The following is a 20,406-nucleotide window of genomic DNA, read 5'->3' as shown; positions in this document are numbered from 1 at the left end:
TTAATTTTGTAATTTAAGTTTACTTTTGAGTTCCATGTACTCAACCATGTCTTCTGGACGTCCGGTACGTTTAGCTTTTTCTGCTGCTGCCGCAAGTCGCTGTTCGCTCGTCTTTTCGACTCTCTCTTGATAGTTGAGACCGGACGGGCCCCCTATTGTATGCGACTTTTTAGGTTTAGCTGCTGCGGTAAACGTGGTCAGGATTTCATCAATCCCCTGCGCTTGCCCTGCGTCATCAAACGTTACAGCGGAAAGATTTACGATACCCGCCAGTGCGTCCGGATCGTCAATACCTGCTGCTCTTGCCTTCCGATAGAACGCGTTGCTTACACGTTGGCTGTGTAGCTCCGTTGTTAACGTTTCGAGGCGCTGTGTGAGCTCCGCGCGCTCATCTTCCCACGTTGGTTCTTGCGTTTGCTCCTCCGGAGTTCCCGGATTTGTTACGTCTTCCATGTATACCGCTCCTTTACCATTTAAATTTCATGTGCCTGAACCACGTAAAACCTCGCGGAGTCAGCCACCGCTTTACTGCTGGAGTAATCACCGGTCTCACCTCCTTCACGCTAATTCCTCTGTTACGGTAATTATTTCTAGTGCTCGATCGGCTGCCCCCAGCACGTTTGAATGAAGCCGAATGCTCTCGCCTACGAACAATCCTCGCGCAGCCACTTCGTCGAAGGCAGAAACTATTGCGCCCGCTCCGGCCTCGATAGGATCATCGTTATCCTCAGAAATAGGCTTACTACCTTGTAAAATCGGCCACCCAACGGATGAGTCAACGTAGACGAAGTCACGGCCAAAGTTCCGCTCATGCGCAATCGTCGGCAATCCCTTGCTCATTTCCTTTTCTCCTTCCGTCTGCGTCTCCGCTCGTCCTCGGCGATCCGGTCCGCATTGAGGCGTATGTATCGGCGGGACACTGAATCACCAAACGTAATCGTAATTCCGTCCGCATACGATATCACCGTATGGTACTGGTTAACTCCGTTGTTCAACATAGTTACGACCTCCTTGCTACTTGTGTACTCAAATACCGACATTGTACGGAATCATCACCGCGCCAGGCTTTACACCGCTTATCCGCTTTTGACATCGCGTGAAGCAATACGCAGCTTGAATCCGGCTTATAGTACGGACAATATGTAGCCGCATCCTCTCGATCACTCACTAGCTCACCTCCCGCTAAAACCGTGCATAACCGGTGCTCATTTCCGTGTTTTCGCTTGATTTCAGACGCGCAAAAATAAGCCGAGGGTCATAGTTCCTCCGCTTGTCTAATACGCTAATAACACGCTAATTCAACGTATAGTGTACTGCGCCGTCATGCGCTGATTTGGCAATTTAACAGGCGCTTGATCGACCGTTTCCGCGCTTCCGGTACACGATACTGAATCGCGATTAACTTGCCGAATCGGAAGTACTCAGCCATGACGTGAAAATCCGAATAGCTACGCTTGATCTTCGCCATGACGGTAACATCTTCTGTGTAAGCTGCGAGGTTGTCCGAGTCAATCCGCCATATCTTGTTACCCACGTAAGGCCCTCCTTTTGGGTACGACAAATAAGCCGCCTCGAAATTCGGGCCGCCTTGGTGATGCGTTTTTAATTGAAGAGAACTTTAATCGCTGCCAGCTTTTCCGCTGACCCTGCGAAGACAACTCGCGGATTAACTATAACCCGGCGCTTCCGTTTATCATGGACGTCGGGCACGAGCAGGAAAACGTTCTTGCCATTGAGCTTAACCGCGTCGAGTGCTTTGCGAAGTTTCTGCGCGTCCTTATACCCGAGTAATGCCGCGAGTCTCTCGACATCCATCGGTTGCAGCCGGTCTTCCTGCGTCTCTTCCGGATTAAAGCATACGATGTTAGTGTTGAAGTTGATAAACGGAAGCACCGCGTAGAGGATCGCTAATTGTTTGACTTCACGGCCTTTTCCGTAAGTCTCATACAAGCCGCGTACAGTATTGCGGAACATACAAATATAGCGGTACTCGGAAAGATCGTATGTGTTCTCTTTCTTGATCTCGCCGCGATAGAATATTGACGGGTTCATGTACAAGTCCCCGGTTTCCTCGTCCTCCGAGATGATTGATTCCGCGACCAGCTTCCTGTGTAGTTCGGAGTATCTAACACGGTGCATGCCGAGGAGATTGGCAAGGCCGGCGCGTTTAATGGGACGCCCGTTGTCGTGCTGGAGCCTGCCGCCGTCGTAGCTCGTATAGGTCCCGAGGAACATTACACGAGCATAATCGGATTGACTGAGCGACGGGAACCGCTCGATAAATGTTTCGCAGCCTTTAAAGAGCGCGAACACAAAACCGCCGTGCTCCTCCGCCCATTGGCCGAGTACCGTGACGTTGCGCGCCCCGCGTGCCTGCGCCTCAGTCGTCCGGATGACCGTGTCAATCGTAGAGGAAAGTCCGGCTTCTGCTAGTAGTTTATCCGCATGCTCCTGCGCTACGATCGCGGCCCCCTTCGTCTTTTGCGGTAGGTATTTCCAGACTCGATTGGCACGTGATCTTTTATCAGAATTGCTCATGTTACCCCTCCCAGATGAAAAATACCCTGCTTTTCAGTTACAAAATCGGCCAGATACCCTGCTTTTCAGTTACATGACTTTTTGGTGAGTAGAGGCTAAAAACCCACGTCTGGCGCGGCTTTCCTCCGTTTTTATCGACTTTTCGGAGATTCTATCCCTATAGTAAGTCTTATATTTTTTTTCTTCTTGGACGCGCAGAATACATGTGAACATACCATAACACCATGCTGCCGCCTCCCTTCGGTCGTTGCCTCACCGCACCCAAAAGATGGCACGGTGAAAATATATCTCTACCATAATCTTTCTCGCGTTTAGAATATGTACAGACGTCCCGGTAGGGGCGGATGTCCGCAGGAGCGTAGCGACGCGGAGGGTAAAGCGGATGAACACGACATATCTACCGTTGCAGCGTCTACTTTCCCGGTAGTAACGTATCCCGGTATATCTCGGTTAGGCGCGTTAATTTATCCGGCGTAAGTTGAAGTTCTCTTTCGAGCATATCCGCCCTGACTTTCGGTAGGTTACGGGCTCCGTTCTCGACGTAGGACACGAAACGCCCGCTCACGCCCATCAACGCGCCTAATTCTTCGTATGAGAGTCGATAGACTGCGCGGATAATACCGATGTTGCTTTCGTTAACGACCGCCATTGTAAACACCTCCCTTTGCGTTCTGATTCTTGAACTAGCTACGTAAATAAAAAGATCGCCGTCATGTCGTCAGGCAATCGACACGAGAGCGATTCTACTTCCTCATAACATGTAGATAACTAAATGGACAAAATATACGGTCTAAACGGAGGAATTTACGCGGTCCTCTCATACACGTATGTAACTGAGCAGGCAAAATGCAGGTATAGAACGTAAAAAACATGTTCAAATCTTCCTCATAACGTATAGCCACAAAATCACGAAAAATGTAGGGTAAAACGAAGGAAATTACGTTACGCAGTCCTCTCATATACGTTGGTAACTGAGCAGGTAAAAAACAACCATACTACTATCGTAGAAATAACGTAAGGGTGTGCTGGAGTGTACCCGCAACGTTCTACTTCCTCATAACGTATAGCCGCAAAACAACGTAAAAAACAACCTAAAACGGAGGAAATTACAGTGCCCTTTCATATACGCAGGTAACTAAGCTGCTAAAATATAGGTAAAAACAAAAGAATTTTCGTATATTTTCCGGCCTATACTATATAGGCGCTTTCTCCGCTTTGTTTATGTCACTATCTACTCAAAGTCAGCTAATTGCCGAAAAAACTTTCGCCAGGTATATAACCGTAGTCTTCATAGAATCCGTTATACCTATAAGTGTCAGTATCGAGATTGTGAATCTTCCTATTATATTCCCGCCGCTTACGGTCTGCGTCGTGCCTCATTTGGCAAACTGATTTAACGGTCCCATCTTCGTATTCATCAGAACGACGCTCATTAGCGGCATAGTTATACCGAGTATACGGGTGCCAGTGGCAGTAGGACATACGCCCGTTTCGCGACACGTCGTAAAAAGGACGGCCGCATTCCGGATGCGTGCACTCTTTAACTTTATGTAGTTTGAACTGAATATCTCGCCACGTAGCGCCGAAAGGCTTGCCCGCCTCGGTTATTAATGAGCGGAAGTATGACAATTCTTCACGCCTTGTCCCTTCTAGGATTAAGCGAAACTCTTCCGTTCTCCAGCGATAGTCCTCAGCTTCAAAGTGCCGCAGGAGACGCATATATACTTCGATTTTTTGCCGATGCGTCAGTTTCACAGTTAACCCCCTCCTAATTAATATGTTTCCAGAATAGCCGCTTTCGAACATACAAGCGAGTCTTTCTAAAGAATTTTTAAGAAAAATGGAACCTACGTTCGTGTCCTGCGTATTAATCTGATATAACAAGCAGACGACCGGTGCCTGAACCGGATTTACCGGCCGATCGTCCGAGGATGAAAGATATATATGAACTACGCCTGCCTGACGGATATTGCCGTATCCGGACGTAGGAATTATCGAAGCCGGCCAAACCGCAGTACATGCGTTGGCGCGCAGTCTACGGGTGGCCGGGAATTTAAAGCAGCGACCTGTTAGCGCAGGCCGAGCGTCCGCATAGCGATCCCTCCGCCAGTTGGCGCTGACGGTACGGACATTTAGCCACCAATGTTGGCGCAATGGCAGCCGGATAATACACGCGCGTCTCCTCCCCATATTGGCGTTAGGTTCATCGGAGGTATTTTACGTCAATACCTCGCGTGCAATTAAAACGACCGCGTAGATAAACTTGAGAACCGCCACAATACGCTTGCGATTTTTACGTGATAATACGATGTTACGCGTAGTTGATAAACTGCTTACTGCGTTCAATCTGGACGCCCCCCTTCCCGACAATGAATCCGAGTTCCTTCATAACGTCCATTGATAGCGTTAAACTACCGAGCGGCGACCGTTGATTGACTCCGGTTATCCGCCAGAATGCCCGCGCCTGTATGACGAGCTCCTGACGTGTGCCGACGTACCGAACTATGTAGTTGCCCGTGATCGGATCGAGTACGTAGCGAACTTGAGCCGGAGTAACTAGCGGACGGACAACACGGAAGACTTCCCGTTTCATTTCTGCGTCCAATTCAAAACCCAGTTCAACGAGTTGTGCCGGAGTAGCTTCGACAATGTCACCGTAGAGATACGGATTAGCTTGCGGTATAATAGTGAAGAATAATTCCGATGTAACGCGGAGTTCTTGACGTTTGCGGCCGCTTCCGACCGTGATTATAATGAGGTTGTCGCGACGATTACGGATGAAACCTAACGTGATTGACATATGATTCGCCTCCAAGCGGGATATATAGGATGAGTTGCGTTGACGCTTCGGAACAGTACGTTGTTGCTCGGATAAAGATGAAACTTTATATTAACTCAAAACGTTAATAACCTGATACGATAATAACTCTTTGAGTTAATATAGTCAACCCTTTTTATAATAAAATAAAATTAATAATAAGGAGGATCGCGAATGATTCGTTTTACACTTGAAGAGATGCTCAAGAAAAGAGAAATGAGTATGTATGCACTGTCTAAAAGTTCAGGGATTCGTCCTAACACCATAAGCCAATGGGTAACAAACGAGGGCGTTGACGTAAAGTCTATAACTATCGAGACTCTCGATAGAGTCTGTTCTGTATTAGACTGTCAGCCAGGGGATTTAATTAAATACATAACGAATGCCAAAGAAAGTACCGATAAAAAATAAAAGGATCGCAATAACTGACGGTCCTTTTCCGTACAATAACCATCATTCACCTTAGACCAACCTTACCTATTCGTTGGTGCTATATCGACCTAATTCCACGGCAAAACAACGCTAAAGAGTTGCGCATATAGACGGGAATAACATACGTCCGCTAACAATGAATACCCGCCTTTTGCGACAGCCATTCCACGGACGAAGATAAACGTCTAGTAGGGTCGACACTAAAGGGTGAGTCGTGTAGTAGTAAACTGCGGAAGGAGAGCGGAACAGCAACTTATGTGTGGTGGCTGTGTTCGTGCGGAATTTAGAAAAGGAGGGTTAAAAATGGGAGAAAACAAGGAACATGAAGAACCGAAAATAACAACTATAGAAGAAGGGGAAAAGCAGGTCGAACTAATACTTGAACCTCACCTGAAATCTTATATAACTGGTAATATAATGGCCTGTGAAGTAATATCCGTAGCTATTAATATACTGCCGACATTGAATTTACGTGATGTCAGCAGTTCATTAAAAGCTACCACTTCTCTGCTTATAAAAAATGTAAACGATCTACGAACAATGCGTATCTTAGCAGCCAAAGGTTACTCAACTCAAACTGCCACTATTGCATCCTCTTTATATGAGTCATCTTACATGCTCGCTTACATAGCTGGTGATGAAGAATTAGCAAATCAGTGGATCGAGCATACTGACCCCAGAAATTTGCCGACCGGCATTAAAAAATTTACCGAAGAGGCCCTTAAAAAGCAGGTCGATGATTATGAGCAAATTGCAAGACAAGAATACCACAAGTATCACCAACTCTGCATGGCTAAGCACAGTAATCCATTAATACAAAAGAACCACGGATTCCTTATTGAAGAAAGTAATGTTATCGCTGAATTTGGTCCTGAGATAGGTGAGCATTCTATTCGTCTTAGTTGTTTCGCTCTAGAGAACTCAATTTCATTTGTAATGACGGGGTTAGTTGCATATATAAATGCCCACCTCATTAATTATGATATCTCGCCCTTACAAGAAAAATTAAACCAGTTATCATCATACTTTAATCAGCTTCAGAATGAGTCCTATAAAAAATGGGCACAACAATCCGAATAATTTTACGCGAAAATAGCGCAAGCCCCTCCGTTTGGGATTTGCGCTATTTTCGCGTAAAATTAGGTTTTCTATTTGTGACTCTTATGTATGTATTCGTGATGCTTGAACAACGATTATACGCAATGAAAAACACGATAAAACTAGTTAGTTTATCGTTACATTAAATACGATCCCATAACGTAATAGTCCGTACAGAAACCACAGGATGATGCCTCCGATTATCAAACCGGAAATTAATCTCGCAACTTGTTTATCTACCGGAAACATGTCCCAAAAGCTCGGGTCATCGTCTTCCTCTTCGACTATTTTCTTTGACTCGGTTTCTTTCATATTAGTTTCTTGTAGCACTTAATCACCCCTTGGTAATAGCATAAAGACCGCCCAGCACCCCGAGCACGCCACAAGCAATCGCCGCGATCATAATTACCGGCCCTTGTATATCGCGGCCTTCAACTTTTTTCGTAAGGAATCCGAGAATGACCGCGATCGGAGACGTAACTATGGGGAACCACAACAGTGAGAGTACCACAAACGTCCATCCGAGAAACGCGAGCGCGCTTCCCTTTCTTTGCTCTTGCCTTTCCTTCGGTTTGTCGCTCTTTACGACACCGTTAATCAAACCTTATCCCCTCCGTCATCTCACGTTTACCTAAATAATACCATCGGACTAGGTCCATGTCACTACAGTTACACGAAAAAATAACAATAAACTCCCTGTTATATAAATTTTTTCATCTTAATCTAGACAAAATAATAAAACAATTGTTTATAGTCAATGCTTAGTGTATAATAAAATAAAAAATGTAACGCATTACAAAAAGAAAAGGCCGCTGGCGTTGCAAGACATAGCTCGGCCCTAATTTAATTTAATTGTATTTCACAAAAAATAGCCGATGATCCCGGCAAAGATAGCGGCTATTTTTTGCGTTTTATAACAATGACAAGTGTAGCGAACATTATCATGAGTGACAAAGATTCATACACGGTCATAGCGGTCACCTCCTGGGTAGCCGCTTTTTGCTATGCCTTGCTGGCTTAATTATACACACCTCCCCTCTTTTATACAATCGTAATTAGATACACGCTACATCCGAAGAAGTAGTACGTTGTCACTAAAAGAAAAACGGACCCACCTACGCAACTTAAATGAGTCCGTTGTTATCTCCATTATTTCGGCATCCATACGTCAATCAACACGACGGACTGGTTCGCCTCTGTTACGACGCTTACCAAGCGTGAGGGTTCCGGAATGTCGTCACCATCCGCTTCCATTCCGTAGAGGTGCAGCGCGAGGCAATCCTTCGCCATATACAGCGCTTCTTCATCCGTGTCGCCGCAAGTGTAGGCGCCAGGCAAGTCCGGGAAGCTGACCGAAATGCCATCGTCCGCGTAATCGAATATGGCCGGGTATACGTAACGGTTTTTCATAAGTGACGCCTCCTACTGATCGTTTAGTATCGAATTTACCGGTGAGTATTTCGTATGCTGCACGGAAATATCCGGCTGATACATCTCTGCGTAGAGTTTCACCATCTCCAACGTCTTGTGGCCCATGATCGACATAAGCGAAACAATATCACCGCCGTTCATTAAGTAATTGCGCGCAAACGTATACCGAAGCGAATGGCATGATACGCGAATTCCCTTGATATTCGCCAGTTTTCCGTAATCGCTTATCTGCTCCTGTACATAGCGCCGTTTAAGCGGCTGGCCCTCCGCATTCACGAAGAAAATATCGTGTTCCTGCTCCCCACGCATCTCCTTGTATTCACGTAATCTTAGCGCCAAAGTTTCGCTGAATGGCACAACGCGTTCCGTGCGGCCCTTCCCGTAAATTTGAATCACTTGCTCCTGCCAGTAAACGTCATGGACACGAAAGGTCAGCGCCTCCTCCAAGCGTATTCCCGTATCCAAGAGAACGAGCAGGAAAACGTAGGCGCGGAAACCAGCTATCGTACCTCTATCAGGCGCGTCCAATAACGCAACAACCTGTTCGCGACTTAACGTGCGATTAATGCGCTTTTCTTCAACGAGCTTATCAATCGGTTCCATTGGGTTTTCATTTAAGTAGCCTGAGCTATGTAAGTGATTAAAGAACGCGCGCAAACCTCTTATATATTTGTTGACTGTAGACGCTTTATTACCTATGTCTAATCTACGTTGTATAAATTCGTATACGTCCTCTGTAATTACGTCTATAGGACGCGATACGTCATTTTCGGCTAGGAACTCTTTGAACTTACTCAAGGTCTGAAAGTAAAAATCATACGTATTCTCAGTCAAATTTTTCAGTTTTCTTGATTGAAGGAATCCAGTTATAGCTTCATCCATCTCCAATAGTTCCTTGTTCTGCTTTTGTTCAATGATTTTCTTTCTCTTCTCTTTGTAGTCCATATTCAAACTCCTCTCCTATTATTAAGAGAAAGTTTAAACCATTAACTCAGCGGATACAAAAACGCGCACCTCCGAAGAGATGAGCGTTACGCACATATGTTTTATATTTTCATATTCCGTTTTGCCTTCGTACTCTTAAAAAGCCGATCAACCGGACTCGCCTTCGCGTGCTCTGCTTTCAAATCGTCGTTTACAAGTGCTACATATCTTTGCGTCATTTCCATCGTAGCGTGTCCGAGAGCCCGCTGCGTAGCAAAGGCGTTCGCCCCATTACGCAGAAACTCCAACGCAAAGACATGCCGCAAGTCGTAAGGGCGGATATGTGTGCCAATTTTCTTACAGTATATCTCCATGCGGTCGCCCCATGTATGACGGTTAAGCGGACGCCCTTCGTACGAACAGAATATCGGAATGTCATCGCTCCACTCAGGCGCACGCACTGATATCAATTTCCGCAACGCCTTCGTTGTAGTCTCCGATATAGGAAGCGTCCGCGCAACACGGCCTTTCGCCACCTTCGCCGGCACGTAAATTTCCCGCAAAGATGCGTTAAAATCCTGCGGTATTAGCTTCGTACCCTCCGATGGGCGGATGCCTGTATCTAGCGTTAAAAGAATGAGCGTATAGTCGCGTAGACCGACAAATGTGTTCTGGTTAGGCGCTGCCAACAACGCATTAAGTACTTCTACCTCGACCGCAACGGCTCGGTTTTCTGTCTTGCGTTTCTTTACACTTGCGAGCGGATTCGTGGATAGCTCGCCCTCTCTCATACAGTAGTTAAAGAATGTGCGTAAGTAAACGAGTCGATTGTTAAACGTTGGCGGCGCGATGTCCTCCGCTAGATGCTCCATTACCGCGTCCCTTAGCGCTTGCTCCGTGTCCCATGCATTGGGAAACCGTTTGAATAGAAGCTTAACGGTCCGATCGTAGTCGTGCAACGTATACTGACCGACTCCGTCCTCTAGCTTCTTATACGCTAGGAACTCCGTGAGAAGCTGACGCCAGTCCGTTCGGTTGCCCGCCGTAGGTTTTATACTTCGTAATCTTGCCAAAACAAAAACGCCTCCTCCGCATATTAACGGTGAGGCGCTTCGTCGGTCCTGTGTACCTGCGGATTACTCCGTTACAGCTACACAGGACCTCGCGTTATTTTCGTCCATTTAACGCTGATGTAATCGTGGTAAAACGTTGTGATGCCGAGGACCGGGATCGAACCGGTACGGTAGTCACCTACCGCAGGATTTTAAGTCCTGTGCGTCTGCCAATTCCGCCACCCCGGCATAAATTTAGGAACGCTAATCTTCACACTTACTTGTCTTACAAGTATCTGAGAAACACGCATCTGATTAAGAAGTGTTCTCATTATGTAAATGTCGTTCAATTGGGCACCAACATATAATACGATAATTTTATCGAATTGTAAAGTGTTTTTTTAAAAAATAATAAAATTCTCTTTTTGTATAACTTGTGCACATTTGAATTACACTAATAAACGTCTTTCCAAACTACCAGAAGGGGTGTTACGAATGCGTGAAGGTATGATTCCAGCTGTTCTTGGAACGGTAGTATCGGCTTCAGGCGCTGTGTTGCTGAGCAGTAAGTACAAACTTGCAGCTACAGGCATTCTCGGTTTCGGACTGGCTCATGTTGTTCTGGGAGCGATTGATCTGATTGAGCATCGCTAGTTGTTTGGGAAGTACCGGGCGGGATTTACTCCCTCCCGGTTTTATTTTTATCAACGTTTAGTCTGGAGCACAAGCGTTTATGTAAAGTATAGAAGCTGAATATGCCTAATAAAAGGAGCTGTGATGTGCTATGAGAGATAATAACTCTGAAAAGAATCGTACTGACGATCAAATCGAACATAAACAATCCCTGGACAAGCGCGAGCCAGGATTTAATCGCATTCCTGACACCGATGCAGATACACCTGCTGCTACTGATATGATTGATGAAGCCATAGGTCGCGGGATAGACAAGTTACGTAACGATTTCACAAAATAAAGCATGGGTAATAAGACACAGGTTTGTGAGCAGTCCTTAATCATTTGTTTTGATATGTACAGTGATTTCGTAAAATCACTTAAAGATCAGCATGATCCAGCCAATGATTGATATCCACAGCACGATGCTGATTAAGAGTCCACACATGATACCAAAAGAGAAATTACCTTCACTCTTCGGTACAGCACTACCAAATTTCAATCTAAGCTTCATTTGATTCCAGTTCATAGAACCCCCTCCTTAAGTTCTATTTCGGAATATGAAGCTTATTTTTGTAGACCTATAGTCATGTTTTCAAAAATAAAATAGGGTTTTTCGTCCTATCATCCTGATCGCGGAAATAGGATTACAGCTATACCGACCAAACAAATCAATCCACCAATGAAATCGTACAAGTCGGGTGTCTTTTTATCAATCCACCAGCCCCATGCAATGGAAAGAACAATAAAGACACCTCCGTATGCTGCATATACACGCCCAAAGGAGGAAAAAACCTGAAAGGTAGCAATGATTCCATACACAGCCAAGATTACTCCGCCGCAAAGTCCGACATACCATGTCTTTCCTTCACGCAGCCACTGCCAAATCAAATATCCTCCTCCAATTTCAGCGATGCCAGCCAATATAAAAAGTAAAGCTGCCTTTAACACCATTTCACATCCCTAATTCTTCAAATTCTTTTCGATTTTTTTGGATATCTCATTAGAGCACTCGACCTAAAAGGATAATCAATGCAATCACGCCAACCAGAATCAGCAGGTTGCTGACCTGACGCCATAAGCTAGGCACTCCCTCGGAGAGAAGCTTCCGCTGATTGGCATCAAAGTTCGCTTTGGCTCCTTCAGCATCTGCTGACCTAGAGAATGGTCTGTTTTCTTCATTCATAAGAGCACCTCCTTTTCAATCCACTTTAATCATACCAAACTTTTCCGTCGATTTCGCGTTGCTCTTATGCATATACTTCACATATATTTCTGATTGCATCTTCATATATGTGAAGTGTACATCCATATGTCAATATTTCGCTGAATATAAAGTATGATGTCGAATCAAGGTAGAGTGGGTATTTAGACGTCTTTCATTGCAGGACGGTAGTTATGGTATAATTTAGTCAACTTGTTCAAGATCGTAACCAGCGCTCATTTGTTTACTCAACTTATAATTAAATTGACATCTAAGAATCCACATCCCGGTTACAACCTGCATATTCTGTTTGTAAACCCAGGAGGAGGATACCGATGTCCCCAATCTTTATAGCAAGTTTAATGATGATGGGCATATTTTTATTTCAGGCAGCCATCGTTCTCGGCATCATACATTGGATTTCAAAACGAACCCAACGTCCAGCACAAACCAAAATGTATCTTGCAATGGGTTTGCTCGTTGTAATTTTAGGTTTCCTTGTGTGGGACAACTGGATACACTTACAGGAATTCAATGGATGGGCCACGATTAGTCTGCTGGTGATTATTATTAGCGCCTATATACAGCTTAGAAAGCAAAAAGAAAAATACTAATCCCATTACCATGCATCAAAGGAGGAGCGCCATGAAATCTCACTCAACACGCTTTTGGTTACAGAGGGTGCTACTGCTAATGCTTGTTTTACTCTTCAGCGGCTCTCAGCAATCATTCATTGTTGCCGATGCCGCCCCGCCAATTAATGTTCAGGCCTCTGCCAAAGCCAAGCAATTACTTGCCTACCTATCTAATGTACCGGATGATATGCTAATTTCCGGGCAGCATGATTACTTAGAGGCACCGGATGAACAAAATAACAAGCTACAACAAATCAGCGGACAATACGCAGGACTTCACGGCTATGAGTTTGGAGGATTGGCTAACCAGTCCCGTACAGCCCTACGAGAGCAACGTCAGCATGTTGTGAATAGTGCTATCCAATGGAGTCAGGACGGCGGAATCGTAGCTGTTACCTTCCATCAGGCGCTTCCTGGCAAACCTAAAACGTGGAAAAACGTACAAGCAAAAATTACTCAAGCTGAATTTAATCGTTACATCACGCCGGGTACCCCGCAATATAAACAACTGATCGCTGATCTGGATGAGGTGGCTTTGTCCCTTAAGACCTTACGAGACGCGGATGTACCTGTTTTATGGAGGCCCTATCATGAAATGAACGGCAACTGGTTTTGGTGGGGAAACAAGCAAAATTATGCTAAGTTGTGGAATCTAATGTATGATCGGTTCACTCATGTCCATCATCTGGATAACCTGTTGTGGGTGTGGAGTCCCAATGCTCCAAACGCATATAGCACTCCCTATAATTTGTCCTTCCCAGGTATTAACCGAGTAGATATTCTTGCAGCTGATATCTATAACAATGATTACAAACCCTCCTACTACACCGAATTGCTAAAGCTTGCGCAGGGCAAGCCTATGGGAATCGGAGAAAGTGATATTCTGCCAAGTGCGAAGGTGCTGCAAAATCAGCCAGCCTGGGCCTATGCCATGACATGGGGAAAGGAGCTGTCTGCAACGAATTCACAAGCAGCAATCAGACATTTTATGAACCAAAATAATATCATCACACGAGACCTTCTTCATGAGTCCCTACGCTGAAAGAAAAAAGCTTCCACTTCGCTCTAGGAGCAAAGTGGAAGCTTTTTTATACCAAATCCAAATAAAGCACTCTAACTATTTCTAATAACCTCTTCTAGATCAATATCGGCATACGCCTCTTCACCAAGATGTACGGATACAATGGTGTAGATCCGCTTGGACAGTCTAGACATCAGCCGATCACCCGGTGCTACAGAATATTCTTCCCGATAATCTCCAATTTTGTGAAAACCGCTGGACATATGGATGTACAAGTTGCCCCTACGTGTTTTACCATGCACCAACATCAAATCTCCTCCTGCTGTGTAACCAACCTAATTTCCCTGTTACATGTATATCGGTCAGAACAAGATAGGATATAAGTCCCTGGTCCCCTCTTTCGTTTCACATGTTAGTGCACGTAAACGAAACGGGTCTGCCAGTGATGTGACAGACCCGTTTTTGTAAACCCATTTTCGTGATTTAGGAAGAAACTATTCTTGATAGGATTCTGCTATTGCATTCGCTGCAATGATTGCATTGTACACGTCAGCAGGACTAACTGGGAACGGCATGTTGACCATTGTATCATTCGATGCACAAGCAGCTTCAGCCACTTGGCGCCATTCAGCCTCAACAAATTCCTCTACACCCAAGTCACGAAGCGTCAATGGAAGGCCTACATCCTTAACCAGTTTAATCACGGTTTCCAGTTCTTCTTTCGGTGCATTTTCCAGCACTAGCTGGGTTAACAAACCGAATGTAACTTTCTCACCATGCTGTGCTTTATGAAGCGAAGGAACAGCCGTCATGCCGTTATGAATGGCGTGTGCTGCTGCCAACCCACCTGATTCTGCACCAACACCGCTCAAATAAATGGTAGCTTCAATCGTATCCTCCACCGCACGAGTATATACTTTCCGATCCACAGCACGTTTGGCCTTCACAGCATTTTCCAGCAACGTATCATAACAAAGACGAGCAAGTCCCAATCCTGTAGTGGAAGGCTTGTTCAGAACCAGGTTATCCCCGTTAGCCTGATAGCAAGCACGAGCTTCAAAATAAGTGGCCAGTGCATCACCGATTCCAGCTGCAAAGAAACGTGCAGGCGCTGCTGCCAGAATGCCTGTATCCGCCAGTACAACGTCTGGATTAGTAGGCAGGAACAGATATTCATCAAAAGAGCCATCTTTTTTGTATATAACCGCAAGCGCGGTACAAGGAGCATCTGTAGAAGCAATCGTTGGGAAAATAACAACAGGCAGCTTTTCATAATAAGCGGTTGCCTTGGCGGTATCCAACGTTTTTCCCCCGCCAATCCCTATGATAATGTTTGAACCATGTTTACGCACCAATTCACGGTTACGATCAATCTCTTCTTTTGTACATTCATATTGGAATTTCTCGAAGACCACCTGGTTACCAGCTGCTTCAATTGAAGCACCCGCCTCCTTTTGGGCCCTTTCAAGTATGAACTCATCGCAAATAACAAAGGCTTTATCGCCATAATCCTTAATATAGTCATTTAACGACGAGAGCAGATTTTGTCCAGAAATAAATTTCTTGGGTGAAGTGACGGACCTTACAACGTTTGCCATGTAAATTCCTCCTCAGCTTTGACTCATACTCAAATTAATAACCATTTGGGCATGTGACCCCTTAACTATAAACCTCTTTTCACGTTATTAAAAGGCTTATTATGGAATATTTTATGAACAAATTGTGTATCTATTATACTTGAACAGTCGAGCGCCATTCAGAATACAGGATACCCATCATGATACGATCATAACTATTACCATCACGAAGAACAGCGGAACGAACTCTACCCTCAAGCTGGAACCCCGCCTTCTCATAAGTTCGGATCGCTTGTGTATTGTACTCAATCACATCCAAGCCGACCCGATTTAAATTGAGCTCATAAAACGCATAACGAAGAATGAGACCTACAGCTTCTGCCCCAAAGCCCTTGCCACGGTAGTCCGTATTACCTATACCTACTGCCAGCTGCCCGCTGCGATTATTCCACTCAATTCCGTGGATAGCAACAAATCCGATCAAGACATCATCTGCCAATGTTCTTAATCGAAAATAGACCTCGTTAGAGCTGGGAGATCCTTCTGACTCCATCTGTTTCAACGTGTAAGGGAGCGCCAAATCCGTATCTACATTTCGCAGATACTTCGCATCCTCACCCCATTTGAACATCACTTCGGCATCTTCTTCCCTGACTGCGGCCAATTTTATTCGTTCTCCATAAAATAAATTTTCGATCTTAATGCCCCTTCAGCTCCTATTATGAATTGTGTGCCATGTTTTCTGTCATAATTGTCATGCTATCCGATGTCCGCAATATAAGCTCTCCCTTATGTACTCAATGTTTAAATTTTACAAAAAAATCAAACATAACACAACCAAATCATTACAATTGTCATTGTGTGATACACAAAAAGACCTTGCAGCTGCAAGGTCTTCATATTCCTAGTATTTAAATAACATAGCAACCAGTTGATATCCAGCTCCAATCGTCCAGAACAGTACATAATCACCGCGCCGGATACGACCCGATTCAATACCTTCATATAGAGCAATGAACGGGCTACTGGTACCTGTGTAACCATATCGATCCCCCACATAAATCATTTGGGCATCCTCTAGCTCCAAGTGATCCTGAATCTTCAATACATTTGCTAACGAGAACTGAGACAGACAATAAGCCCGTACATCCCGAGGCGTCAGCCCATTCTTTTTTAAAATGCGTTCAAGCAGATCAAATGTAGGAGGCAAGGCCATATTGGCGTCGAACGGGAGCCACTGAATATATTTTCCGGGGGCGTTCCTTTGGAGTGTCGCCGCTAACCCCTGAGCCGGGTACAAAATTTTATCTATATTGACTGGGTCCGTAAAATACATAGAATCTATAAATCCGGTGTCTTCTTCTGTACGCTCCAAAATAGCCGCACATGCAGCATCTCCATAGTTCGCATAAGTAATCTCATCCTCCGGACCGGAAATGAGTGAATTATAATCCGAACCGATAATAAGCGCTGTCCGCACGTCAGGATTAGATAACATCGACCGACTGACTTGATCGACAGCGACTGTCATCCCTGCACAATTCGCGTTGGAATCCATCACGGCCACATCATGTCTGGCCCCAATCGCCTGGTGAACAAACAATGCATTCATCGGAAACAGTGACTCAGGAACTTGAGTGGAGAACACGATCATATCCACGTCACGGCCTGTCATACCAGCCTGTTCCAGAGCTTTTTGCGCAGCCGCAATTCCCATTGTTAGACCGTTTTCGTTCGGATCATCAATGATATAACGCTGTTTTCTACCCATATGCTCCATGAAGCGTCGAATATCTTTGCCCTGCTCGTCAAAATGGCGAACATAGTATTCGTTATCCAACGAATGGGACGGATGATACACACCCAGTGCTTTTATTTTGATATGGCTCATCAGGCTTCCCCCTTACACATACATCAGCGCATTATTGTACAACAATATCTACGTTGTTTAATCCTGCTTCGCGTGCTACTCGACCAAGCTGCATTTTAATAATGGTTTGTTGAAGGCTGATGCCAAAGATTACTTTGGTAAATCCAGTTTCTTTATAACGTACAAATGAGCCCTTCAATTTTTCCACTTCTCCCGGACCCAAAAGTGCCATCTGGGTACAATCTACCTTGAGTGTAAAGCTGGACGCCTGAATGGATGAGGTTTTGGCTACATAATCTTTTACAAAGCTATCATACTCCTCCTGGCTAAAAACTCCATTCACCGCCATATGTACCGTTTTCATGGCTTGATCTACTTCGATAGTGTAAGGATGTTGACTCATTTTAGAAGGACTCCTTTAATTTCATTTTTTTGTCTATTAAGAGTATCGGAATAATAGGTAGAATTTTTAATATTAAATCAGATAATTCACCACTAAAATATTACAAATTTGTGAATATAAAAAACCGTCACTGCTCCTAGAAGAAGCAACTGACGGCTAGAAATTTGCGTATTCTCATATGAAATTAATTCGTAAACGTATGGCGACCGAGTGAGATGACAGCCGGGCGACTTTTACTCCATTTGGCTGTAGCAATGGCCGGGTTGTAATAAAACAAGGACCCATTGGTCGGATCAGCACCATTAAGTGCCTGTCTGGCTGCACGGTACGCAGTCTTGTTGGGTTTCAGGCGGTATTGACCATCCTGTACAGCGGTGAATTGACCAGGCTGCAAAATAACGTCCGGGATCGAGCTTGGAAACTCACCGGACTGAACACGGTTTAATACGACAGCGCCGACAGCCACTTGACCTTCAAACGATTCCCCGCGAGCCTCAGAATAAATGATACGAGCCAGTTGATCCAGCGCGGTTACGCGCACCTCTCCGAAGGATTCCAGCTTGGCTTGTGTAGCCGCTCCGGCTACTCCATCAGGTGTCAGACCGTTATCCCGTTGAAAACGAGCCACCGCTTTACTGGTCAGAGAACCATAGTACCCAGTAAACCCAGCCTTGAAATAACCGAGCGAATGAAGCTGCTGTTGAAGCTCCAGCACCCGTTCGCTTTGAACCCCTTTCTTCAAAGCTGACGTTTGTGCTTGTGCTTGTCCTGGTGCGACTGACAATACAGTACCTAACATACATGCGCAGGACAGGATTAAAATAGATAACTTTTTCATATTCCAGACAACCTCCTCTTTCATGTTCTGTCCGGTGCAACCATTCCGGCCTGTACAACTCAGGGACGTTTATCCGATGATGTTTCTTATGACATAACTTATGCCTAGCTGCAGAAATGACGCGTGGCTACATACGGAATGGGACAATCATGCTTTCACACGTCCGTTGCAGTATACCATAAGCCGCATTTACGTATCATCCGGCTCTGGTCCTAAGACTACCCAAGCAAATAAAACGCCATCCCTAAAGGGATGACGTGTATTAAGAACAATGGATCATGTTCTGACCACACTTGAATACGTGACTTTTTTCGCTATTTTTCGCTTCAACTTGCCCGGGACCGGAGCCTGATTTCTACTAATTCAAATCACATATCCGCGCACACATACATGGGCGTATGCATAGGGTAGCGTACGATCATCAAATTTCGAATAATAGAAAGGCAGGAAACGACGCGTGGATTCATATATGGATTACACCTCCCCTACTGTACAATTTACCTATGATTTAAGAGACAATGTTTTGTTTCAGAAGGATGCTCAAAACTCGATCAACGAGCTGTCGATCCAGCAGCTGAATACATTGGCGAATGTATCGCTGCTGGATATTCGCCTTAGCACAGCTAATGTTGTGGAGCCTCACTATCACCAAAATGCCACAGAACTGGTATACTGCATCTCTGGAGCAGTAACCGTGTCACTGATTAACCCCTTCACCCTCGAGTTACGACATTTTCCGATCACACCTGGCCAAGTGGCTAACGTTCCTCAGGGATGGTGGCATTATCTGGTCGCCACGATGGACAACACTCATTTGTTGACCATTTTTAATGCTCCGACCCCTGAATTCATACTGGGCTCCGACATTTTGCGGCTAACGCCAAGTAACATTCTGGCTCATACTTACTGCCTGAATGAGAATAAGATTCAGGAAGCACTCGCCCCAATTAAAAAGCCTGTCATCATCGGTCCTCCCAATGACTGCAAGCAGCAGCCCCCCCGAAAACCTGGGATACATGTAAGGCTTGCCGATACTTCACCCCACCCTCAGGTCGCCCCCCAAAGAGGTTACGCCCATACCAATGGATTTCCTGGCTTCTCTTTTAATCCCTATCAAGAATAGGCTAACTCTAGTCAGGCCTTAAGTTCGAAGGAATACCTTTTCCCTGTATGTTCGCCGTTACCATAAGACCGTCCCTCTCATAAAATGCCAATGTATAAGAGGGGGTGATGGAATGGACGCTTATTACAACTGTTTGAACTGCATGAATAAAAAAGTGCGTATTCTCACCGTTGACGGAAAACAGTACGAAGGAACCATTATGGATGTGGATCGTAATAATGTGTACTTAAAAAAAGAACGGAACGGACGTGTACAAACGTCTGCCTTTTATCCTGGCTACGGGTATGGGAATCAAATCTTAACTTTGAGCTTGTTCACCCTGCTGGCGATTGCGTTAATTTAATCTCTGTTCCATTGTCCGTTCCTGTCTATAGATGCCAATGTACCTCAAATGACAGCTGCCCAGCCCGGCACAGTTTGTGTAGGGCCTGTACGCTGTTATTTGAGGTGTTTTATCATACGTTCCATCCTCTAAAACACTTAACCCCCCATCGGTTATATACCGATGGGGGGTTAAGCTACTCATTTCAATTTAAACCCATAAAGACTTAGTAATGATAACGAGCAAAATGAACAGTACCAGGATAGCTCCTGTCGATGTCCATACTCCTGGGTAGCCCCCTACTGAACCGCCACCACAACCTCTTTCACATTCACTCATGGTCATTGCCTCCTTCAATTCAAGGTACAACATAGCTTATGTATTGAGCTTTCCTATGGACCGGGCTTTTCGGCAATGTTATGAATGTTTTCGCTGATGGGCATTAGCC

At 45.1% G+C, this 20,406-nt stretch carries 33 protein-coding genes and 1 tRNA gene; 8 read left to right on the top strand and 26 right to left on the bottom strand.

Annotation, left to right across the window (positions count from 1 at the left end; genetic code table 11):
- The 9 genes from MKX59_RS10280 to MKX59_RS10240 form a co-directional block, all read right to left on the bottom strand.
- Entirely contained in the window at nt 1-453 is a 453-nt protein-coding gene (locus tag MKX59_RS10280) for a hypothetical protein (protein ID WP_340858397.1), read from the bottom strand.
- Nucleotides 454-558: 105 nt separating this feature from the next.
- Nucleotides 559-840, bottom strand: a complete 282-nt coding sequence (locus tag MKX59_RS10275; RefSeq protein ID WP_340858395.1) for a hypothetical protein — start codon at nt 838-840, stop codon at nt 559-561.
- Complete coding sequence (locus MKX59_RS10270) at nt 837-998, bottom strand: hypothetical protein (protein ID WP_340858394.1); 162 nt, start codon at nt 996-998, stop codon at nt 837-839. The genes MKX59_RS10275 and MKX59_RS10270 overlap by 4 nt, the downstream gene beginning before the upstream one ends.
- Before the next feature lie 2 nt (nt 999-1,000).
- Complete coding sequence (locus MKX59_RS10265) at nt 1,001-1,168, bottom strand: hypothetical protein (protein ID WP_340858393.1); 168 nt, start codon at nt 1,166-1,168, stop codon at nt 1,001-1,003.
- Between the two features lie 153 nt (nt 1,169-1,321).
- Nucleotides 1,322-1,534, bottom strand: a complete 213-nt coding sequence (locus MKX59_RS10260; RefSeq protein ID WP_208332406.1) for a hypothetical protein — start codon at nt 1,532-1,534, stop codon at nt 1,322-1,324.
- A gap of 68 nt (nt 1,535-1,602) precedes the next feature.
- Nucleotides 1,603-2,538 carry a hypothetical protein gene (locus MKX59_RS10255; protein WP_340858389.1) on the bottom strand — a complete coding sequence of 312 codons (936 nt, stop codon included), beginning with the start codon at nt 2,536-2,538 and terminating at the stop codon, nt 1,603-1,605.
- 412 nt (nt 2,539-2,950) lie between these two features.
- A complete protein-coding gene (locus MKX59_RS10250) occupies nt 2,951-3,187 on the bottom strand; it encodes a helix-turn-helix domain-containing protein (RefSeq protein WP_340858388.1) in 237 nt (78 codons plus the stop codon).
- A 596-nt stretch (nt 3,188-3,783) separates the two neighbouring features.
- Nucleotides 3,784-4,293: a CGNR zinc finger domain-containing protein gene (locus MKX59_RS10245; protein WP_340858387.1), complete on the bottom strand. Its 510-nt coding sequence runs from the start codon at nt 4,291-4,293 to the stop codon at nt 3,784-3,786.
- A gap of 556 nt (nt 4,294-4,849) precedes the next feature.
- Nucleotides 4,850-5,338: a hypothetical protein gene (locus MKX59_RS10240; RefSeq protein ID WP_340858385.1), complete on the bottom strand. Its 489-nt coding sequence runs from the start codon at nt 5,336-5,338 to the stop codon at nt 4,850-4,852.
- 192 nt (nt 5,339-5,530) lie between these two features.
- Here MKX59_RS10240 and MKX59_RS10235 point away from each other — a divergent pair, with 192 nt between their 5' ends.
- Nucleotides 5,531-5,767, top strand: a complete 237-nt coding sequence (locus MKX59_RS10235; RefSeq protein WP_340858384.1) for a helix-turn-helix domain-containing protein — start codon at nt 5,531-5,533, stop codon at nt 5,765-5,767.
- 324 nt (nt 5,768-6,091) lie between these two features.
- Complete coding sequence (locus tag MKX59_RS10230; protein WP_340858382.1) at nt 6,092-6,868, top strand: hypothetical protein; 777 nt, start codon at nt 6,092-6,094, stop codon at nt 6,866-6,868.
- A 144-nt stretch (nt 6,869-7,012) separates the two neighbouring features.
- On the opposite strand, the gene MKX59_RS10225 is transcribed toward MKX59_RS10230, so the two are convergent.
- From MKX59_RS10225 to MKX59_RS10200, 7 genes are all read right to left on the bottom strand, one after another.
- A complete protein-coding gene (locus MKX59_RS10225; protein WP_340858381.1) occupies nt 7,013-7,216 on the bottom strand; it encodes a hypothetical protein in 204 nt (67 codons plus the stop codon).
- A gap of 4 nt (nt 7,217-7,220) precedes the next feature.
- A complete protein-coding gene (locus tag MKX59_RS10220) occupies nt 7,221-7,487 on the bottom strand; it encodes a hypothetical protein (RefSeq protein ID WP_340858380.1) in 267 nt (88 codons plus the stop codon).
- 296 nt (nt 7,488-7,783) lie between these two features.
- The gene (locus MKX59_RS27585; RefSeq protein WP_413540864.1) at nt 7,784-7,858 is read right to left on the bottom strand and encodes a putative holin-like toxin; all 75 of its coding nucleotides are present in this window, start codon (nt 7,856-7,858) and stop codon (nt 7,784-7,786) included.
- 177 nt (nt 7,859-8,035) lie between these two features.
- Nucleotides 8,036-8,296: a type II toxin-antitoxin system HicB family antitoxin gene (locus tag MKX59_RS10215; RefSeq protein ID WP_149034896.1), complete on the bottom strand. Its 261-nt coding sequence runs from the start codon at nt 8,294-8,296 to the stop codon at nt 8,036-8,038.
- A 12-nt stretch (nt 8,297-8,308) separates the two neighbouring features.
- Nucleotides 8,309-9,262, bottom strand: coding sequence for a tyrosine-type recombinase/integrase (locus MKX59_RS10210; protein ID WP_340858378.1), 954 nt, complete (start codon nt 9,260-9,262; stop codon nt 8,309-8,311).
- Between the two features lie 101 nt (nt 9,263-9,363).
- Nucleotides 9,364-10,314: a tyrosine-type recombinase/integrase gene (locus MKX59_RS10205; protein ID WP_340858377.1), complete on the bottom strand. Its 951-nt coding sequence runs from the start codon at nt 10,312-10,314 to the stop codon at nt 9,364-9,366.
- 142 nt (nt 10,315-10,456) lie between these two features.
- A tRNA-Leu gene (locus tag MKX59_RS10200) sits at nt 10,457-10,542 on the bottom strand.
- 246 nt (nt 10,543-10,788) lie between these two features.
- Between MKX59_RS10200 and MKX59_RS10195 the strand changes: the two genes are divergently transcribed.
- Nucleotides 10,789-10,947: a hypothetical protein gene (locus MKX59_RS10195; protein ID WP_013311032.1), complete on the top strand. Its 159-nt coding sequence runs from the start codon at nt 10,789-10,791 to the stop codon at nt 10,945-10,947.
- A 130-nt stretch (nt 10,948-11,077) separates the two neighbouring features.
- Nucleotides 11,078-11,266 (top strand): hypothetical protein, encoded by a 189-nt coding sequence (locus tag MKX59_RS10190; RefSeq protein ID WP_023989396.1) that lies wholly within the window; start codon nt 11,078-11,080, stop codon nt 11,264-11,266.
- 75 nt (nt 11,267-11,341) lie between these two features.
- Here the strand turns inward: MKX59_RS10190 and MKX59_RS10185 are convergent, their stop codons facing one another.
- From MKX59_RS10185 to MKX59_RS10175, 3 genes are all read right to left on the bottom strand, one after another.
- Nucleotides 11,342-11,494 (bottom strand): hypothetical protein, encoded by a 153-nt coding sequence (locus MKX59_RS10185; RefSeq protein WP_023989397.1) that lies wholly within the window; start codon nt 11,492-11,494, stop codon nt 11,342-11,344.
- A 95-nt stretch (nt 11,495-11,589) separates the two neighbouring features.
- Complete coding sequence (locus MKX59_RS10180; protein ID WP_023989398.1) at nt 11,590-11,916, bottom strand: YnfA family protein; 327 nt, start codon at nt 11,914-11,916, stop codon at nt 11,590-11,592.
- Nucleotides 11,917-11,968: 52 nt separating this feature from the next.
- A complete protein-coding gene (locus tag MKX59_RS10175) occupies nt 11,969-12,151 on the bottom strand; it encodes a hypothetical protein (protein ID WP_023989399.1) in 183 nt (60 codons plus the stop codon).
- Between the two features lie 353 nt (nt 12,152-12,504).
- Between MKX59_RS10175 and MKX59_RS10170 the strand changes: the two genes are divergently transcribed.
- Complete coding sequence (locus MKX59_RS10170; RefSeq protein WP_028540506.1) at nt 12,505-12,783, top strand: hypothetical protein; 279 nt, start codon at nt 12,505-12,507, stop codon at nt 12,781-12,783.
- A 31-nt stretch (nt 12,784-12,814) separates the two neighbouring features.
- Entirely contained in the window at nt 12,815-13,846 is a 1,032-nt protein-coding gene (locus tag MKX59_RS10165) for a glycosyl hydrolase (protein WP_023989401.1), read from the top strand.
- Nucleotides 13,847-13,917: 71 nt separating this feature from the next.
- On the opposite strand, the gene MKX59_RS10160 is transcribed toward MKX59_RS10165, so the two are convergent.
- The 6 genes from MKX59_RS10160 to MKX59_RS10135 form a co-directional block, all read right to left on the bottom strand.
- Entirely contained in the window at nt 13,918-14,133 is a 216-nt protein-coding gene (locus MKX59_RS10160) for a hypothetical protein (protein WP_013311038.1), read from the bottom strand.
- A 186-nt stretch (nt 14,134-14,319) separates the two neighbouring features.
- On the bottom strand, nt 14,320-15,423 hold the full coding sequence (locus MKX59_RS10155; protein ID WP_023989402.1) for a glycerol dehydrogenase: 1,104 nt from the start codon (nt 15,421-15,423) through the stop codon (nt 14,320-14,322).
- A gap of 133 nt (nt 15,424-15,556) precedes the next feature.
- Nucleotides 15,557-16,105 carry a GNAT family N-acetyltransferase gene (locus MKX59_RS10150; protein WP_316244482.1) on the bottom strand — a complete coding sequence of 183 codons (549 nt, stop codon included), beginning with the start codon at nt 16,103-16,105 and terminating at the stop codon, nt 15,557-15,559.
- A gap of 201 nt (nt 16,106-16,306) precedes the next feature.
- The gene (locus tag MKX59_RS10145) at nt 16,307-17,293 is read right to left on the bottom strand and encodes a ketoacyl-ACP synthase III (protein ID WP_023989404.1); all 987 of its coding nucleotides are present in this window, start codon (nt 17,291-17,293) and stop codon (nt 16,307-16,309) included.
- 31 nt (nt 17,294-17,324) lie between these two features.
- Entirely contained in the window at nt 17,325-17,675 is a 351-nt protein-coding gene (locus MKX59_RS10140) for a hypothetical protein (RefSeq protein WP_013311042.1), read from the bottom strand.
- A gap of 184 nt (nt 17,676-17,859) precedes the next feature.
- Entirely contained in the window at nt 17,860-18,513 is a 654-nt protein-coding gene (locus tag MKX59_RS10135) for a cell wall hydrolase (protein WP_023989405.1), read from the bottom strand.
- Between the two features lie 457 nt (nt 18,514-18,970).
- Here MKX59_RS10135 and MKX59_RS10130 point away from each other — a divergent pair, with 457 nt between their 5' ends.
- Nucleotides 18,971-19,636 carry a cupin domain-containing protein gene (locus MKX59_RS10130; protein ID WP_340858375.1) on the top strand — a complete coding sequence of 222 codons (666 nt, stop codon included), beginning with the start codon at nt 18,971-18,973 and terminating at the stop codon, nt 19,634-19,636.
- Nucleotides 19,637-19,748: 112 nt separating this feature from the next.
- Nucleotides 19,749-19,979 carry a hypothetical protein gene (locus tag MKX59_RS10125; RefSeq protein WP_023989407.1) on the top strand — a complete coding sequence of 77 codons (231 nt, stop codon included), beginning with the start codon at nt 19,749-19,751 and terminating at the stop codon, nt 19,977-19,979.
- 189 nt (nt 19,980-20,168) lie between these two features.
- Here MKX59_RS10125 and MKX59_RS10120 read toward each other — a convergent pair whose 3' ends face one another.
- Nucleotides 20,169-20,297 carry a hypothetical protein gene (locus MKX59_RS10120; protein ID WP_013371969.1) on the bottom strand — a complete coding sequence of 43 codons (129 nt, stop codon included), beginning with the start codon at nt 20,295-20,297 and terminating at the stop codon, nt 20,169-20,171.
- Nucleotides 20,298-20,406 lie beyond the last annotated feature (109 nt).

This window comes from Paenibacillus sp. FSL R7-0340, from assembly GCF_038002205.1.
In the GTDB taxonomy this organism is placed as follows: domain Bacteria; phylum Bacillota; class Bacilli; order Paenibacillales; family Paenibacillaceae; genus Paenibacillus; species Paenibacillus polymyxa_B.
This window is presented reverse-complemented; position numbering and strand designations above follow the sequence as displayed.

Bases quoted from the DNA above. Each gene is read 5' to 3' on its own strand.
- MKX59_RS10140 (WP_013311042.1), bottom strand. From the start codon at position 17,675: ATGAGTCAACATCCTTACACTATCGAAGTAGATCAAGCCATGAAAACG.
- MKX59_RS10195 (WP_013311032.1), top strand. From the start codon at position 10,789: ATGCGTGAAGGTATGATTCCAGCTGTTCTTGGAACGGTAGTATCGGCT.
- MKX59_RS10270 (WP_340858394.1), bottom strand. From the start codon at position 998: ATGTTGAACAACGGAGTTAACCAGTACCATACGGTGATATCGTATGCG.
- MKX59_RS10165 (WP_023989401.1), top strand. From the start codon at position 12,815: ATGAAATCTCACTCAACACGCTTTTGGTTACAGAGGGTGCTACTGCTA.
- MKX59_RS10185 (WP_023989397.1), bottom strand. From the start codon at position 11,494: ATGAACTGGAATCAAATGAAGCTTAGATTGAAATTTGGTAGTGCTGTA.
- MKX59_RS10145 (WP_023989404.1), bottom strand. From the start codon at position 17,293: ATGAGCCATATCAAAATAAAAGCACTGGGTGTGTATCATCCGTCCCAT.
- MKX59_RS10120 (WP_013371969.1), bottom strand. From the start codon at position 20,297: ATGAGTGAATGTGAAAGAGGTTGTGGTGGCGGTTCAGTAGGGGGCTAC.
- MKX59_RS10135 (WP_023989405.1), bottom strand. From the start codon at position 18,513: ATGAAAAAGTTATCTATTTTAATCCTGTCCTGCGCATGTATGTTAGGT.
- MKX59_RS10210 (WP_340858378.1), bottom strand. From the start codon at position 9,262: ATGGACTACAAAGAGAAGAGAAAGAAAATCATTGAACAAAAGCAGAAC.
- MKX59_RS10170 (WP_028540506.1), top strand. From the start codon at position 12,505: ATGTCCCCAATCTTTATAGCAAGTTTAATGATGATGGGCATATTTTTA.
- MKX59_RS10175 (WP_023989399.1), bottom strand. From the start codon at position 12,151: ATGAATGAAGAAAACAGACCATTCTCTAGGTCAGCAGATGCTGAAGGA.
- MKX59_RS10250 (WP_340858388.1), bottom strand. From the start codon at position 3,187: ATGGCGGTCGTTAACGAAAGCAACATCGGTATTATCCGCGCAGTCTAT.
- MKX59_RS10240 (WP_340858385.1), bottom strand. From the start codon at position 5,338: ATGTCAATCACGTTAGGTTTCATCCGTAATCGTCGCGACAACCTCATT.
- MKX59_RS10155 (WP_023989402.1), bottom strand. From the start codon at position 15,423: ATGGCAAACGTTGTAAGGTCCGTCACTTCACCCAAGAAATTTATTTCT.
- MKX59_RS10255 (WP_340858389.1), bottom strand. From the start codon at position 2,538: ATGAGCAATTCTGATAAAAGATCACGTGCCAATCGAGTCTGGAAATAC.
- MKX59_RS10160 (WP_013311038.1), bottom strand. From the start codon at position 14,133: ATGTTGGTGCATGGTAAAACACGTAGGGGCAACTTGTACATCCATATG.
- MKX59_RS10235 (WP_340858384.1), top strand. From the start codon at position 5,531: ATGATTCGTTTTACACTTGAAGAGATGCTCAAGAAAAGAGAAATGAGT.
- MKX59_RS10190 (WP_023989396.1), top strand. From the start codon at position 11,078: ATGAGAGATAATAACTCTGAAAAGAATCGTACTGACGATCAAATCGAA.
- MKX59_RS10280 (WP_340858397.1), bottom strand. From the start codon at position 453: ATGGAAGACGTAACAAATCCGGGAACTCCGGAGGAGCAAACGCAAGAA.
- MKX59_RS10275 (WP_340858395.1), bottom strand. From the start codon at position 840: ATGAGCAAGGGATTGCCGACGATTGCGCATGAGCGGAACTTTGGCCGT.
- MKX59_RS10230 (WP_340858382.1), top strand. From the start codon at position 6,092: ATGGGAGAAAACAAGGAACATGAAGAACCGAAAATAACAACTATAGAA.
- MKX59_RS10125 (WP_023989407.1), top strand. From the start codon at position 19,749: ATGGACGCTTATTACAACTGTTTGAACTGCATGAATAAAAAAGTGCGT.
- MKX59_RS10215 (WP_149034896.1), bottom strand. From the start codon at position 8,296: ATGAAAAACCGTTACGTATACCCGGCCATATTCGATTACGCGGACGAT.